Origin of the sequence: Tistlia sp., assembly GCF_040905785.1 — a bacterium.
In the GTDB taxonomy this organism is placed as follows: Bacteria; Pseudomonadota; Alphaproteobacteria; order Kiloniellales; family DSM-21159; genus Tistlia.
This window is the reverse complement of sequence record NZ_JBBDQW010000005.1, coordinates 150775-163564: the sequence shown is the minus strand read 5'-3', so window position 1 is coordinate 163564 and position 12790 is coordinate 150775. Positions and strand designations below refer to the sequence as shown.

The window sequence follows — 12790 nt, the reverse complement described above, 5'->3', positions numbered from 1 at the left end:
CTCCGTGCTGCCGGTCGCCCGAGCGCCTGGATAGCAAGCGCCGGGATCGCTCCACAAGGGCCAGTCCCCTTATGGCACGTTCCGGCGCTGCCCCGCCCGCCCGGAATTCGCAAGGCCGGACCGGCCCGGATCGCCCCCGGTCGGGCGATTGCGCCGGTCGCCGCCGCAAGGTCGTCAGCGGCCGGCCTTGCTATGGCGCGAGTCAGGGTCTTATAAGGAGTCCCGCCTGCGCGCGACCCAGCGAGCCCTCTAGACGGACTGTCCTGCCCGGCCCATGGAAATCGCTTGCCCCAACTGCGCGAAGCGCTTCCGTCTGCCGGCAGAGAAACTCGGGCCGAAGGGCCGCAAGCTCCGCTGTGCGGGCTGCGCCCACGTCTGGTTCCAGGCGCCGCCGCCCGAGGCCGCGGCCGAGGGGACCGGCGCCGCGGCGGCGCCTGCCACGGCCCTGGCGGCCGAGGCCGGGGAGGTGCCCTGGCCCAAGGCCCCGCACCGCGAGGAGCCGGGCTACGACCGGCCGCCGATCTTCGACGGCCCGCATCTCGGCGAGCCGCGCCGCTTCGAGCTGTCGAGCGAGGCCGACGACGCGAGGAGGGCGCGCGGCGGCTCGCGCGCGGGCCTAGTCGTCGGCTGGCTGCTGCTGCTGCTGGTCGTTGCCGGCCTGGTCGTCGGCGGCTGGTACTACCGCAACCAGATCGTCGAGGCGGTGCCCGAGCTGCGGCAGATCTACGACCTGCTCGACGTGCCGCTGGAGACCGGCCATCCCGGCGTCGTGCTCGAGGACGTCACGACCCAGGTCAACACGGTCGGCGACGGCCGGGTCATGACCATCACCGGCCGCGTCGGCAATGTCAGCGACCTGCCGCGCGAGGTGCCTATGCTGGTCGCCACCGTGACCGACAAGACCGGCGCGGTCCTGGTCGAGTGGCGCTTCGACGCCGGTCGGACGGTACTGCGTCCCGGCGAGGAGCTCGAGTTCGAGACGCGGCGGGAGGCCATTCCGCGCGGCGAACTGAGCGTCCGCGTCGATTTCGTCCTGCCGTAGCGCCCGCCGCCTGCCATTCGCGGCTCGAACTCGGCGCGGAAATGCGCTTTGCTTGAGCGCGGCCGGCCCTTGGTGCCGGCTCCTGGTCGTGGGAACAGCCGATGGTCCGCATTCTGATCGCCGAGGACGACGAATCCGTCCGCACCTTCGTGACCCGGGCGCTTGAGCAGCGCGGCTTCGAGGTCACGGCGGCGAACGACGGCCTGCAGGCGCTGGAATGCCTGAAGGACGGGCCCTTCGACCTGCTGATCACCGATATCGTCATGCCAGGCCTCGACGGCATCGGCCTCGCGCTCAAGGTGACGCGCGACCACCCGGACCTGCCGGTGCTGCTGATGACCGGCTACTCCGCCGAGCGCCAGCGCGCCCACAATCTCGACGAGCTGATCGCCGAGGTGCTGGTCAAGCCCTTCACCTTGAAGCAGATCTGCGAAGCCGCCGAGACGGCCCTCGGATTGCGCCGCACGACGGACGACGCGCACCGCTGAAGCGCCCTTCGGTCAGGCGGCCGACTCCGCGTCGGCGGGCGGAGACCCCCAGCCTGCTGGCGCCGGCTCAGAACTGGCGGAGCAGTCGGTCCAGGTAGTCCAGCTCGATGGCCGGGCGGTCGACGTCCTGGCGACGCCGCCGCAGCTCGTCGAGAATCTGGCGGGCGCGGCGCAGCTCGGAGCCGGTCGGGATCTCGACGCGGTCGTCGCCCTCCAAACCCTGGCCCTGGGGGCCCCGGCCGAAGGGGTCGCGACCCTGCCCGGGACGCTCGCCCGCCTGGGTGCCGTCCTGGCCCTCGCCCGGCTGCATCTGCTGGGCGAAGCTCTCCAACATGCTCTCCAGGCCCTGCTGCAACTGGTCCAGGGCCTCGCCCTGGGACTGCGCCGCATTGCCGGGCTGACCCTCGCCGAGGGCGTCGCGGGCGTCGCGCATCGCCTGCTCGGCCTGGCCGAGCGAGCGCGGGATCTCGCCCATCATCTCGCCGATCTCGCCCATCATCTCGCCGAGCCGGCGGCGCAGCGCCTCCTGGGCCTGGGCGTCGCCGGCGTTCGAGCTGCGGCCCGGGTCCCTGCCCTCGCCCTCGCCCTCGCCGCGCTCACCCGACTGCTGCTGTTGGCTGCCCTGCTGCGAGCGCTGGAAGCTGCGGTCGAGCAGCTCCTGCTGCTGGCGCATCATCTCCTGCAGCCCCTGCATCGTCTGCTGGGCCTGCTGCGCGGCTTCGTTCATGCGCTGCTGCATCGGCATGGCCTGCAGGTTCTCCAGCATCTGCTGGAGCTGCGACAGCAGCTCGCGGGCCTGGTCGCGCGCGCCCGCCTGGGCCAGCTCGCGAGCCTGCTCGATCAGGCGCTGCAGGTCGTCGCGCTGCAGCATCTGCGCGTCGGGCGGCAGCGGCTGCGCCTCGCCGAGCTCCTGCTCGCCCATCCGCTCCATCATCTGCTCGGCCATCTGCCGCAGGAAGTCGTCGAGCGCGCGCTGCAGCTCGCTCATCAGGCGCTCGATCTCCTCCTCGGGAGCGCCCTGCTCGAGCGCCTCCATGAGCTCCTCCTGGAGCTCGCGCAGGCGCCGCTCGGCGAGCGCCAGCTCGCCTTCCTCGATGTGCAGGGCGGTGTCCCAGAGCAGCTCCTGGACCTGTGCCACGGCGGCCTCGCCGCGGTCGTGAATCAGGCGGCGCTCGGCGATGGACAGCGCCAGGGCGACCACGACGTCGTGCGCGAAGTGGGCCGGGCGGCGGCTCAGCTCGTCCAAGCCCTGGACGACCGGCCGGCGCTGCTCGGGCGCCAGGGTCAGCCGCTTGCGCAGCTCGACCAGGCGGCGCGCGACGGGATGCTCGAAGGTCCGCTCCGGCATGACCATGGCGAACGACTCGGTGGTGCCGGTCTGGCCGATGGCGTCGCGCGCCTCGAGCCGGACCGTGACCGGGATGCCGGCCCAGGGGTGTGGCGTCAGGTCCCGGTAGGCGGCCCCCTCGCTCTCCGTCACCTCGCCGCTCGGCAGTCCGAGGTCGAAGCTCAGCGGCTCCTCCTCCGGCCGGTCGTCGCGGCGGATCAGCGCCTGCAGGCCGGCCAGGCCGTAGTCGTCCTCGGCCCGGTAGGCCAGCTCCAGGGCACCGCGGCGGGCGCGCGCCGGCGGCTTCAGGTATTCGACGCTTGGCGCCCGGTCGGGCAGCACGCGCAGGTCCCAGGCGCCGAGCGTCGTCTCGCCGCGGCGGATCTCGAGCGGCAGGGAGCGTGCCTCGGCGTCGGTCTCGACCGCCCGCTCGAGCCGCAGGCTGCCGGCGTCGTGGCGCACGAAGGCGGTCTCGTCGCCGCCCAGGCTCAGCACCGCCTCGCCGCTGCCGCCCTGGACCTGGGCGAGCAGCCGGCTTCCGGTCGGCACCTCGATGCGGGTGCCGGCGGTCTTCGCCGGATCGAGGTAGCGCGGCGCCTCGCCGGTATAGGCCGGCGGGTTGAGCCAGACGTCGAGCTGGGGCGGCAGGCTGGCCTCCGTGGCGCCGAAGCTGGGCGTCAACGCGCTCGACAGGCGGAAGCGCCAGTCGGCGCCGCCGACGACCAGGCCGACGACCAGCAGCAGCCCGACCACGGCACGCAGCGCGAAGCCGTCGACCCGGGCCCAGCCGGCTGCGGGCGGCGCCACCCGCAGGCCGCGCAGCTGGTCGGCCAGGCGCCGGCGATGCGCCCGCCAGAGCGCCTCGGCCTCGGCGTCGTCGCCGGGTGTCGCCAGGCTGTCCTCGAGGGCCTGCAGGGGGCGGTGCTCGAAGCCGCTGTCGCGCTCCAGCCGGCGGCGGGCGGCCTCACGCCGCGGCAGGCGGACCCGCCGCACCGCCCAGGCCAGGGCGGCCAGGGCGGCGAGCGAGAAGCCGGCGAGGACGGCCAGGTGCAGCCAGCCGTCGAGCTCGGCCAGCGCGTCCATCAAAGCGAGGGCGAGGAACAGCCCGGCGATGCCGCCCAGCGGCCAGAGCGCCGGCCACAGGCTCTCCCAGAACAGCGCCGCGCGGCTCAGGCCCAGGCGCAGGCGGTAGCCGCGCGCCAGGACGCCCGGCTCCGGAGCGCCCGGCCGCTCGCGGCCCGCTGCCTGGCCGGGCCGGATCACCGGGTCGCTCGCCTTGGAGACCGCATCGCCTCACCTCGCTCGGCCGGGGCTATCCCTCCAGCCAGGCCGGCACCCTGTCCTGGGCGATCAGCGCGGCGTGGTCGGGACGGGCCCGGATCAGGGCGCTGTCGCCGCCGCGCACCATCACCTCGGGCGCCGGTAGTCTTGAATTATAGGTCGAAGACATGGTCGCGCCATAGGCCCCCGTCGAGAGGATCGCGATCAAATCGCCCGGCGCCAGCGGCGGCAGCGGGCGGTCCTGGGCGAAGCTGTCGCCGCTCTCGCAGATCGGCCCGACGACGTCGGCCGGCTCGGCCGGCGCCCCGGCGGCGGCCTGGCGGACCGGGACGATCTCGTGCCAGGCGTCGTAGAGCGCCGGCCGGATCAGGTCGTTCATCGCCGCGTCCAGGATAACGAAGCGCTTGGCCCGGCCCTGCTTGACGTAGAGCACCCGGGCCAGCAGCAACCCGGCGTTGCCGACCAGGTAGCGGCCCGGCTCGAAGACCAGCGGCAGGCCGAGGCCGCCGACCGTGCGCCTGACGGCGGCGACGTAGGCCTCGAGCGACAGCGTCGCCGCGCCCTCCGCCCCGGCCGGACCGTAGGGGATGCCCATGCCGCCGCCGAGGTCGAGGTGGCGGAGCTCCCAGCCCTGGTCGATGAGGCTGCGCGCCAGCTCGGCGAGGCGCGCGAAGGCGGCCTCGTAGGGCTCGGCGTGGACCAGCTGGGAACCGATGTGGACGGCCAGGCCGTCGAGGCGCAGGTTCGGCAGGCCGCGCAGCAGCGCCAGGGCCTCCGGCACCTGCTCGAGGTCGATGCCGAACTTGTTGCCGGCGAGGCCGGTCGAGATCTTGGCGTGGGTGCGCGCGTCGACGTCGGGGTTGACCCTGAGCGCGACCGGCGCGACCCGGCCGAGCCGTGCCGCGACCGCGTCGAGCAGCTTCAGCTCCTCGAGCGATTCCGCGTTGAACTGCCGGATGCCGGTCTCCAGGGCGAAGGCCATCTCCTCGGCGGTCTTGCCGACCCCGGCGAAGACGATGCGCTGCGGCGGCACGCCCGCCGCCAGCGCCCGCCGCAGCTCGCCCTCCGAGACCACGTCGGCGCCGGCGCCGAGTGCGGCGAAGCCGCGGATCACGGCGACATGGGGATTGGCCTTGACCGCGTAGCAGATGCTGGTCGGCAGGCCGCAGCCGGCCAGGGCAGCCTCGAGCGCCCGGTAGGTCGCCTGCATGGCGCCGCCGGCGTAGACGAAGCAGGGGGTGCCGGCCTGCTCGGCGATCCGGTCCAGGGGCACGCCCTCGGCGTGCAGGAGGCCGCCGCGATAGGCGAAGGCGGTCGCGTCCCCCTGGGCGGCGTTGCCGCTTTTGGCCAGGATCTCGGTCATGCCTGCGCTCACTGGGCCGGGTGGACCGTCGTGGTCGTGCGGTCCGGGTCGCGGCCGGGCAGGGCGTCCGGCCGCCGGAACTCCCGGGTCACCCCGAGGCCGGCGACCGGCTCCTCCTCGGCGAGGGGATCGGCCGGGACGACGGTGCGCGGCGCCGGATACTGCTGCGGCCAGGTGAAGGCGGCGGATTCCTCCTCCAGCGGCTTCAGGTCGCCCTTCTTGCCGCAGCCGGGCAGCAGCAGGGGCAGCGCCAGGCAGAGCAGGGCGGCGGCGCGCATCACAGCCAGCGCTCCCGCGCCGCCGCGGCGGCTTCGCGCACGCGCTGCGGGGCGGTGCCGCCGAAGGAGCCGCGGCTCCCGACGGCCTGTTCCGGGGTCAGCACGGCGAAGACTCCCTCGTGAATGCGCGGCTCGACCGCGCGCAGCTCGGCGAGCGGCAGGTCGGCGAGGTCGCAGCCGGCGGCCTCGGCCCGGGCGACCAGGCTGCCGGTGACGTGATGGGCCTCGCGGAACGGCAGGCCGAGCTCGCGGACCAGCCAGTCGGCGAGGTCGGTGGCGGTGATGAAGCCGGCGGCCAGCGCCCGGCGCATGCGCGCGCGGTCGGGGGTCAGGTCGCGGACCATGCCGGCGGTCGCCGCGATGCAGAGCTCCAGGGTGTCGACCGCGTCGAACACCGGCTCCTTGTCCTCCTGCATGTCCTTGCCGTAGGTCAGCGGCAGGCCCTTCATGACGATCAGCAGGGCGGTCAAGTCGCCGATCACGCGGCCGGCCTTGCCGCGCACCAGCTCGGCGGCGTCGGGGTTGCGCTTCTGCGGCATGATCGAGCTGCCGGTGGTGAAGGCGTCGCTGAGCGCCACGAAGCGGAAGCCCTCGGCGCACCAGAGTACCAGCTCCTCGGCGAAGCGCGACAGGTGGACCGCCAGGATCGAGAGCGCCGAGAGGAACTCCAGGGCGAAGTCGCGGTCGGAGACGGCGTCGATGGAGTTGGCCATCGGCCGCTCGAAGCCGAGCGCGCGCGCCGTCGCCTGCCGGTCGATCGGGAAGGAGGTGCCGGCCAGGGCGGCGGCCCCCAGCGGCGACTCGTTCATGCGGGCGCGGCAGTCGGCCAGGCGGCCGCGGTCGCGGCCGACCATCTCGACATAGGCCATCAGGTGATGGCCGAAGGTCACCGGCTGCGCCGCCTGCAGGTGGGTGTAGCCGGGCATCAGGGTCTCGGCCTCCTGCTCGGCGCGGCCGATCAGCGCGTCCTGCAGGTCGCGCAGGCGGCCGTCGAGGCCGTCGAGGGCGTCGCGGACCCAGAGCCGGAAGTCGGTCGCGACCTGGTCGTTGCGCGAGCGCGCGGTGTGGAGCCGCCCGGCCGGCGCGCCGACGATCTCGGTCAGCCGCGCCTCCACGTTCATGTGGATGTCCTCGAGTGCGCGCGAAAAGGTGAAGCGGCCCTCCTCGATTTCCGCCAGCACCTGGTCTAGACCCTGGCGGATGGCGGCGCCGTCCTCGGCCGAGACGATGCCCTGGGCGACCAGCATGGCGGCGTGGGCCTGGCTGGCGCGGATGTCCTGGCGGTAGAAGCGCCGGTCGATGTCGATCGAGGCGTTGATCGCCTCCATGACGGCGTCGGCGCCGCCGGCGAAGCGGCCGCCCCACATGCTGTTGGCAGCGGGGGCGGACTCGGCCGGGGCGGAACGGGTGCGGGCTTCGGAGCCCTTGGGTGTGGCAGCCTTCATGACGGTGAGGTTTAACGGATGACCCGGCTCTTGAGAAAGCCTCTTCGCGCTCCTACCCGCACGGCGGCGCTCGCGGCGCTGCTTGCGGGCCTGGTCGCGGTCCTGCTTCGGGGCGGCGCCGGCCTGCCGGTTCCCACCGCGGTCGCGGCCGGCCTGGGCGAGGGCTACGTCATCTACGAGAACGCCGAGCCGGTGCCCGACATCTCGTTCAAGCACAAGACGGGCGGCCTGGTTCGCGAGGTCAGCCTGCGCGACTTCGCCGGCAAGGTCGTGGTGCTGAACTTCTGGGCGACCTGGTGCCCGCCCTGCGTCGCCGAGATGCCCTCGCTCGACCGTCTGCAGGCGGCGCTCGGGCCCGAGGGCGTCGAGGTCGTGGCGCTGTCCGAGGACCGCGGCGGCTTCGCCCAGGTAGACCCCTTCTACGAGGCGCGGGGCCTGGAGCGGCTGGAGCGCTACGTCGACGAGGGCGGCGCGCTCGGCCGGCACTTCGCGATCAGGGCAATGCCCACGACCATTCTGATCGGCCCCGACGGCATCCCCGTCGGCGCCGTCGAGGGCGCCGCCGAGTGGGATTCGCCGGAAGCCCAGAAGCTGCTGCGGGCCCTGCTGAAGCAGTGAGCCGCCGCGGCGGCCTAGGGCGTCAGCGCGTCGGGACCGGGGTCTCGCCGCTGTAGTCGTAGAAACCGCGGCCGGCCTTGCGGCCGACCCAGCCGGCCTCGACGTACTTCACCAGCAGCGGGCAGGGCCGGTACTTGGTGTCGGCGAGGCCGTCGTGCAGCACGTGCATGACCGCAAGGCAGGTGTCGAGGCCGATGAAGTCGGCCAGCTCGAGCGGGCCCATCGGGTGGTTGGCGCCCAGCTTCATCGCCGTGTCGATGGCCTCGACCGAGCCGACGCCCTCGTAGAGCGTATAGACCGCCTCGTTGATCATCGGCAGCAGGATGCGGTTGACGATGAAGGCCGGGAAGTCCTCGGCGGCGACCGGCTGCTTGCCCAGGCGCACGGTCAGCGCGCGGATCGCGGCGAAGGTCTTCTCGTCGGTCGCGATGCCGCGGATCAGCTCGACCAGCTGCATCACCGGCACCGGGTTCATGAAGTGCATGCCCATGAAGCGCGCCGGCCGGTCGGTGACCGCGGCCAGACGGGTCACCGAGATCGAGGAGGTGTTGGTGCAGACCAGCGCCTCGGGCTTCAGCAGCGGGCAGAGCTTCTGGAAGATCGAGCGCTTGATCTCCTCGTTCTCGGTCGCCGCCTCGATGACCAGCTCGCAGTCCCCGAAGCCCGACATCTCGGTGACCGTCGAGATCCGCGCCATGGTCGCGTCCTTGTCGGCCTCGCTGATCTTGCCGCGCTTGGCCTGGCGGTCGAGGTTGCGCTGGATGCCGTCGATCGCCTTGTCGAGCTGCTCCTGGCCGAGGTCCTGGAGCACGACATGAAAGCCGGAGAGCGCGCAGACATGGGCGATGCCGCTGCCCATCTGGCCCGCGCCGATGACGCCGACGGTCTTGATCTCGGCGGGCAGGGGCGCGTTGCTCTGGTCGGACATGGGGCGGGGATCTCTTCGCTGTCGTGCAGGTTGAAAGGGACGGTCGGGAAGGGCTCAGGCCTTGTCGAGCTCGGCCTCGAGCTCGGGCACGGCCTTGAAGAGATCGGCGACCAGGCCGTAGTCGGCGACCTGGAAGATCGGCGCCTCCTCGTCCTTGTTGATCGCCACGATAACCTTGGAGTCCTTCATGCCGGCGAGGTGCTGGATGGCGCCGGAGATGCCGACCGCGATGTAGAGCTCGGGGGCGACGACCTTGCCGGTCTGGCCGACCTGGTAGTCGTTCGGCACGTAGCCCGCGTCGACCGCGGCGCGGCTGGCGCCGACCGCGGCGCCGAGCTTGTCGGCGATGCGCTCGAGCATGGCGAAGTTCTCGCCCGACTGCATGCCGCGGCCGCCGGAGATGATGACCCGGGCGCTGGTCAGCTCCGGGCGCTCGGACTTGGTCAGCTCGTGGCCGACGAAGCTGGAAAGGCCGGCGTCGCCGGCCGAGGCGACCTCCTCGATCGCGGCGCTGCCGCCCTCGGCCGCGACCGCGTCGAAGGCCGTGCCGCGCACGGTGATCAGCTTCTTGGCGTCGCTCGACTTGACCTTGGCGAGGGCGTTGCCGGCGTAGATCGGCCGCACGAAGGTGTCGGCCTCGACGACCTCGCTGATGTCCGAGATGCCCTGGACGTCGAGCAGGGCCGCGGCGCGCGGCAGGACGTTGCGGGCGCCGGTCGTGGTCGGGCCCAGGATGTAGTCGTAGCTCTCGGCCAGCTTGACCAGCAGCGGCGCGATGTTCTCGGCCAGCTTGGCGTCGTACTCCGGCGCGTCGGCCTTGAGCACCTTGGCGACGCCCTCGATCTTCGCCGCCGCCTCGGCCGCGGCGGCGCAGTCGCTGCCGGCGACCAGGACGTGGATCTCGCCGCCCGCCTTCTCGGCGATCGCCTTGGCCGCGGCCACGACGTTCAGCGTGACCGGCTTCAGGGAGGCGTTGTCGTGCTCGGCGTAGACCAGGATGCTCATGACGGGGCTGCCCTATGGCTGGCGCGGGGTTGGACCGATCCGGAAAAAAGCGGGATCGCCGCTCAGATGACCTTGGCTTCGTTCTTCAGCTTGTCGACCAGCTCGGCGACGCTGCCGACCTTGACGCCGGCCTGGCGCGCCGGCGGCTCGGTGACCTGGAGCACGCTCAGGCGCGGCGTCACCTCGACGCCGAGATCGGCCGCGCTCATCGTCTCGATCGGCTTCTTCTTCGCCTTCATGATGTTCGGCAGGCTGGCGTAGCGCGGCTCGTTGAGGCGCAGGTCGGCGGTCACGATGGCGGGCAGCTTGACCGTGATGGTCTCGAGCCCGCCGTCGATCTCGCGCGTCACCTTCAGCTCGCCGTCGGCCTTCTCGATCTTGCTGGCGTAGGTCGCCTGGCTCCAGCCGAGCAGCGCCGAGAGCATCTGGCCGGTCTGGCCGAAGTCGTTGTCGACCGCCTGCTTGCCGAGCAGCACCAGCTCCGGCTGCTCCTTGTCGACCACGGCCTTCAGCAGCTTGGCGATGGCGAGCGGCTCGAGCGCCTCGTCCGACTGGACCAGGATGCCGCGGTCGGCGCCCATGGCCAGCGCCGTGCGGATTGTCTCCTGGCTCTGCTGCGCGCCGCAGGAAACCGCGACGATCTCGGTGGCGATCCCCTTCTCCTTGAGCCGCACCGCCTCCTCGACGGCGATCTCGCAGAAGGGGTTCATCGACATCTTGACGTTCTGCGTCTCGACGCCGGAGCCGTCCGACTTGACGCGAACCTTGACGTAGGCGTCGATGACGCGCTTGACCGCGACCAGGACTTTCATGCTGCTTTCGTTTCCATCCGCCGGAGGGAGCGGGCGAGGCCGGACCCCGCCGCGGTCCCGGGAAGTGAGAGCCGGTGCGGACGGCTTGGCGCCGTCACGATTTGTTGCAGCCGCACAATAGGTAGATGGCGAAAGGCTGTCAATTGCCGCCGGATTGGCGTCAACTCGTTGTTATTTAAGTGTTTCTACCGGTGCTGACCGGGCACCCAGAGCACGTCTCCGGCGGCTTCGGCGTTGACGTGGCGCGCCAGGACGAAAAGCAGGTCCGACAGCCGGTTGAGGTAGCGCACGGCCTCGGGATTGATCGCCTCGCGCTCGGCCAGGCGCGTCGTCTCGCGCTCGGCGCGGCGCACCACGGTGCGCGCCAGGTGCAGGTGCGCGGCCGCCGCGGTGCCGGCCGGCAGCACGAAGGACTTCAGCGGCTGCAGCGCGGCGTTGTAGCGGTCGATCTCGCCCTCGAGCCAGGTCGGCTGGGAAGCCAGGATGCGCAGCGGCGGGAACTCGGGCGCCTCGACCTCCGGCGTCGCCAGGTCCGCGCCGAGGTCGAAGAGGTCGTTCTGGATGCGGCTGAGCAGCCCGTCGAGCGCCTCCTGCCCGGCCGTGTGCAGCCGCACCAGCCCGATGACGGCGTTGGCCTCGTCGACCGTGCCGTAGGCCTCGACCCGCAGGTCGTGCTTGGGCACGCGCTTGCCGCTCGACAGCGAGGTCCGGCCCTTGTCGCCGCCGCCCGTGTAGATGCGCGTCAGCTGGACCACGGGCTCAGCGGCCGGCGGTCAGCATGGCCAGCGCGAAGAGCGCGATCGCGACACCCTGGGCGACGATGCGCGCCCGCATCAGGCGGTTGCCGTACTTGGCGTTGAAGTCGCCGCCGCGCGCCATCGAGAACAGGCCGGTGAAGAGCACGCCGAGCGTGATCACCATGGCGAGGGCGACCAGGATCATCATGAAGCTCATGTCCCAGGATATAGGCAGTGGTTCGCTCGTCGCCAGCGTGTTTTGCGCCAGCGGGCCCCGCGGCGTGCGCGATCAGAACTGGACGGCGCTGCGCAGGCCGGGGAGGGCGAGCACGGCGATGTAGCCGAGGTAGAGCGCGACGTAGAGGCCGCCCTCGCGGCGGTTGATGCGCCAGCCGGAGGCCGCGGTGACGAACAGCAGCAGGGTCGCGCCGAGCATGACCCAGAGGTCGAAGCCGAGCACCGCGTCGGGGATCGGGATCGGCCTGACCAGCGCGGTCGCGCCCAGGATGCCGAGCAGGTTGAAGACGTTTGAGCCGAGCACGTTGCCGAGCGCGATGTCGGAGTGGCGCTTGAGCGCGGCGACGACCCCGGTCGCCAGCTCGGGCAGCGAGGTGCCGAGGGCGACCACGGTCAGGCCGATGATCGTGTCGTCGACGCCGAAGCGCTCGGCCAGGACGATCGCCGCCTCGACCAGCAGGTCGGCGCCGAGGATCACGGCGGCGATTCCGGCGGCCGCCACGCCCAGGCCCTTCCAGAGCGGACCGGACAGCGGCTCGACCAGCTCGGCCTCGGCCTCGTGGAGCTTGCCGGCCGGGTCGGCGCCGCGCCGCTCGATCAGGTAGGAGGCGAGCGCGTAGGCGGCGACCAGCGCGACGAGGGCCGCCCCCTCCCAGCGGCTGACCGAGCCGGAGTAGCAGAGGCCGATCGCCAGCAGGGTCGCCACCATCACCATCGAGCCGTCGCGCAGCAGCGCGCCGCGGGCGCAGGCGACCGGGTAGATCAGCGCCGTGACCCCCAGGATCAGCAGGATGTTGCAGATGTTGGAGCCGACGACGTTGCCGACCGCGATACCGGGTGCGCCGGCGAGGGCCGCCTTGATCGAGGCGACCAGCTCAGGCAGCGAGGTGCCGAAGCCGACCAGGAGGATGCCGATCAGGAGCGGGGAGATGTCGAGCCGCCGCGCCACCGCCACGGCGCCGCGGACCAGGAACTCTCCGCCGCCCAGCAGGAGCGCGAAGCCGATCAGCAGTTCGATGTAGAGCATCCGGGGTCCACTGCGCCGTCGCCGTTAGCCGGCCAGGGAACGCGCCGAGGCCACAAGGCGCAGACATCAGGCCTGCGCCGGGCGATTGCAAGCCTCAACGCGAAGCCCCGGCGGGGCCGAGATGGGCCGGCGAAGGGCCGGTGCCGGCGTTGACCCTGCCCGGGGCGGCCCACATAATGCGCTGGCAAGAAAGTGGCCCCAC

The 12790-nt window shown here is 72.3% G+C and carries 13 protein-coding genes; 3 read left to right on the top strand and 10 right to left on the bottom strand.

From position 1 onward, the window contains the following. Positions 1-274: 274 nt before the first annotated feature. Entirely contained in the window at positions 275-1042 is a 768-nt protein-coding gene (locus WD341_RS01215; RefSeq protein WP_368423578.1) for a DUF3426 domain-containing protein, read from the top strand. Between the two features lie 101 nt (positions 1043-1143). Beyond that, entirely contained in the window at positions 1144-1530 is a 387-nt protein-coding gene (locus tag WD341_RS01210) for a response regulator (RefSeq protein ID WP_368423577.1), read from the top strand. 67 nt (positions 1531-1597) lie between these two features. On the opposite strand, the gene WD341_RS01205 is transcribed toward WD341_RS01210, so the two are convergent. From WD341_RS01205 to argH, 4 genes are read right to left on the bottom strand one after another with little or no spacing between them, the layout of a single operon-like run. After that, the gene (locus WD341_RS01205) at positions 1598-4120 is read right to left on the bottom strand and encodes a TIGR02302 family protein (RefSeq protein WP_368423576.1); all 2523 of its coding nucleotides are present in this window, start codon (positions 4118-4120) and stop codon (positions 1598-1600) included. Between the two features lie 49 nt (positions 4121-4169). Beyond that, positions 4170-5501: a diaminopimelate decarboxylase gene (gene lysA, locus WD341_RS01200; protein WP_368423575.1), complete on the bottom strand. Its 1332-nt coding sequence runs from the start codon at positions 5499-5501 to the stop codon at positions 4170-4172. 8 nt (positions 5502-5509) lie between these two features. Further along, complete coding sequence (locus WD341_RS01195; protein ID WP_368423574.1) at positions 5510-5779, bottom strand: hypothetical protein; 270 nt, start codon at positions 5777-5779, stop codon at positions 5510-5512. Continuing rightward, positions 5779-7146, bottom strand: coding sequence for an argininosuccinate lyase (gene argH, locus WD341_RS01190; protein ID WP_368423621.1), 1368 nt, complete (start codon positions 7144-7146; stop codon positions 5779-5781). The genes WD341_RS01195 and argH overlap by 1 nt, the downstream gene beginning before the upstream one ends. Positions 7147-7254: 108 nt before the next feature. Here argH and WD341_RS01185 point away from each other — a divergent pair, with 108 nt between their 5' ends. After that, entirely contained in the window at positions 7255-7842 is a 588-nt protein-coding gene (locus tag WD341_RS01185; protein WP_368423573.1) for a TlpA family protein disulfide reductase, read from the top strand. A gap of 22 nt (positions 7843-7864) precedes the next feature. On the opposite strand, the gene WD341_RS01180 is transcribed toward WD341_RS01185, so the two are convergent. The 6 genes from WD341_RS01180 to WD341_RS01155 all read right to left on the bottom strand — a co-directional run bounded on the left by WD341_RS01180 (position 7865) and on the right by WD341_RS01155 (position 12588). Then, positions 7865-8770: a 3-hydroxybutyryl-CoA dehydrogenase gene (locus tag WD341_RS01180; protein ID WP_368423572.1), complete on the bottom strand. Its 906-nt coding sequence runs from the start codon at positions 8768-8770 to the stop codon at positions 7865-7867. 54 nt (positions 8771-8824) lie between these two features. Continuing rightward, a complete protein-coding gene (locus WD341_RS01175) occupies positions 8825-9775 on the bottom strand; it encodes an electron transfer flavoprotein subunit alpha/FixB family protein (RefSeq protein WP_368423571.1) in 951 nt (316 codons plus the stop codon). A gap of 62 nt (positions 9776-9837) precedes the next feature. Further along, the gene (locus tag WD341_RS01170) at positions 9838-10587 is read right to left on the bottom strand and encodes an electron transfer flavoprotein subunit beta/FixA family protein (protein ID WP_368423570.1); all 750 of its coding nucleotides are present in this window, start codon (positions 10585-10587) and stop codon (positions 9838-9840) included. Positions 10588-10772: 185 nt separating this feature from the next. Further along, on the bottom strand, positions 10773-11342 hold the full coding sequence (locus WD341_RS01165; RefSeq protein ID WP_368423569.1) for a cob(I)yrinic acid a,c-diamide adenosyltransferase: 570 nt from the start codon (positions 11340-11342) through the stop codon (positions 10773-10775). A 4-nt stretch (positions 11343-11346) separates the two neighbouring features. Further along, the gene (locus tag WD341_RS01160; protein ID WP_368423568.1) at positions 11347-11532 is read right to left on the bottom strand and encodes a twin transmembrane helix small protein; all 186 of its coding nucleotides are present in this window, start codon (positions 11530-11532) and stop codon (positions 11347-11349) included. 81 nt (positions 11533-11613) lie between these two features. Continuing rightward, a complete protein-coding gene (locus tag WD341_RS01155; protein WP_368423567.1) occupies positions 11614-12588 on the bottom strand; it encodes a calcium/sodium antiporter in 975 nt (324 codons plus the stop codon). Positions 12589-12790 lie beyond the last annotated feature (202 nt).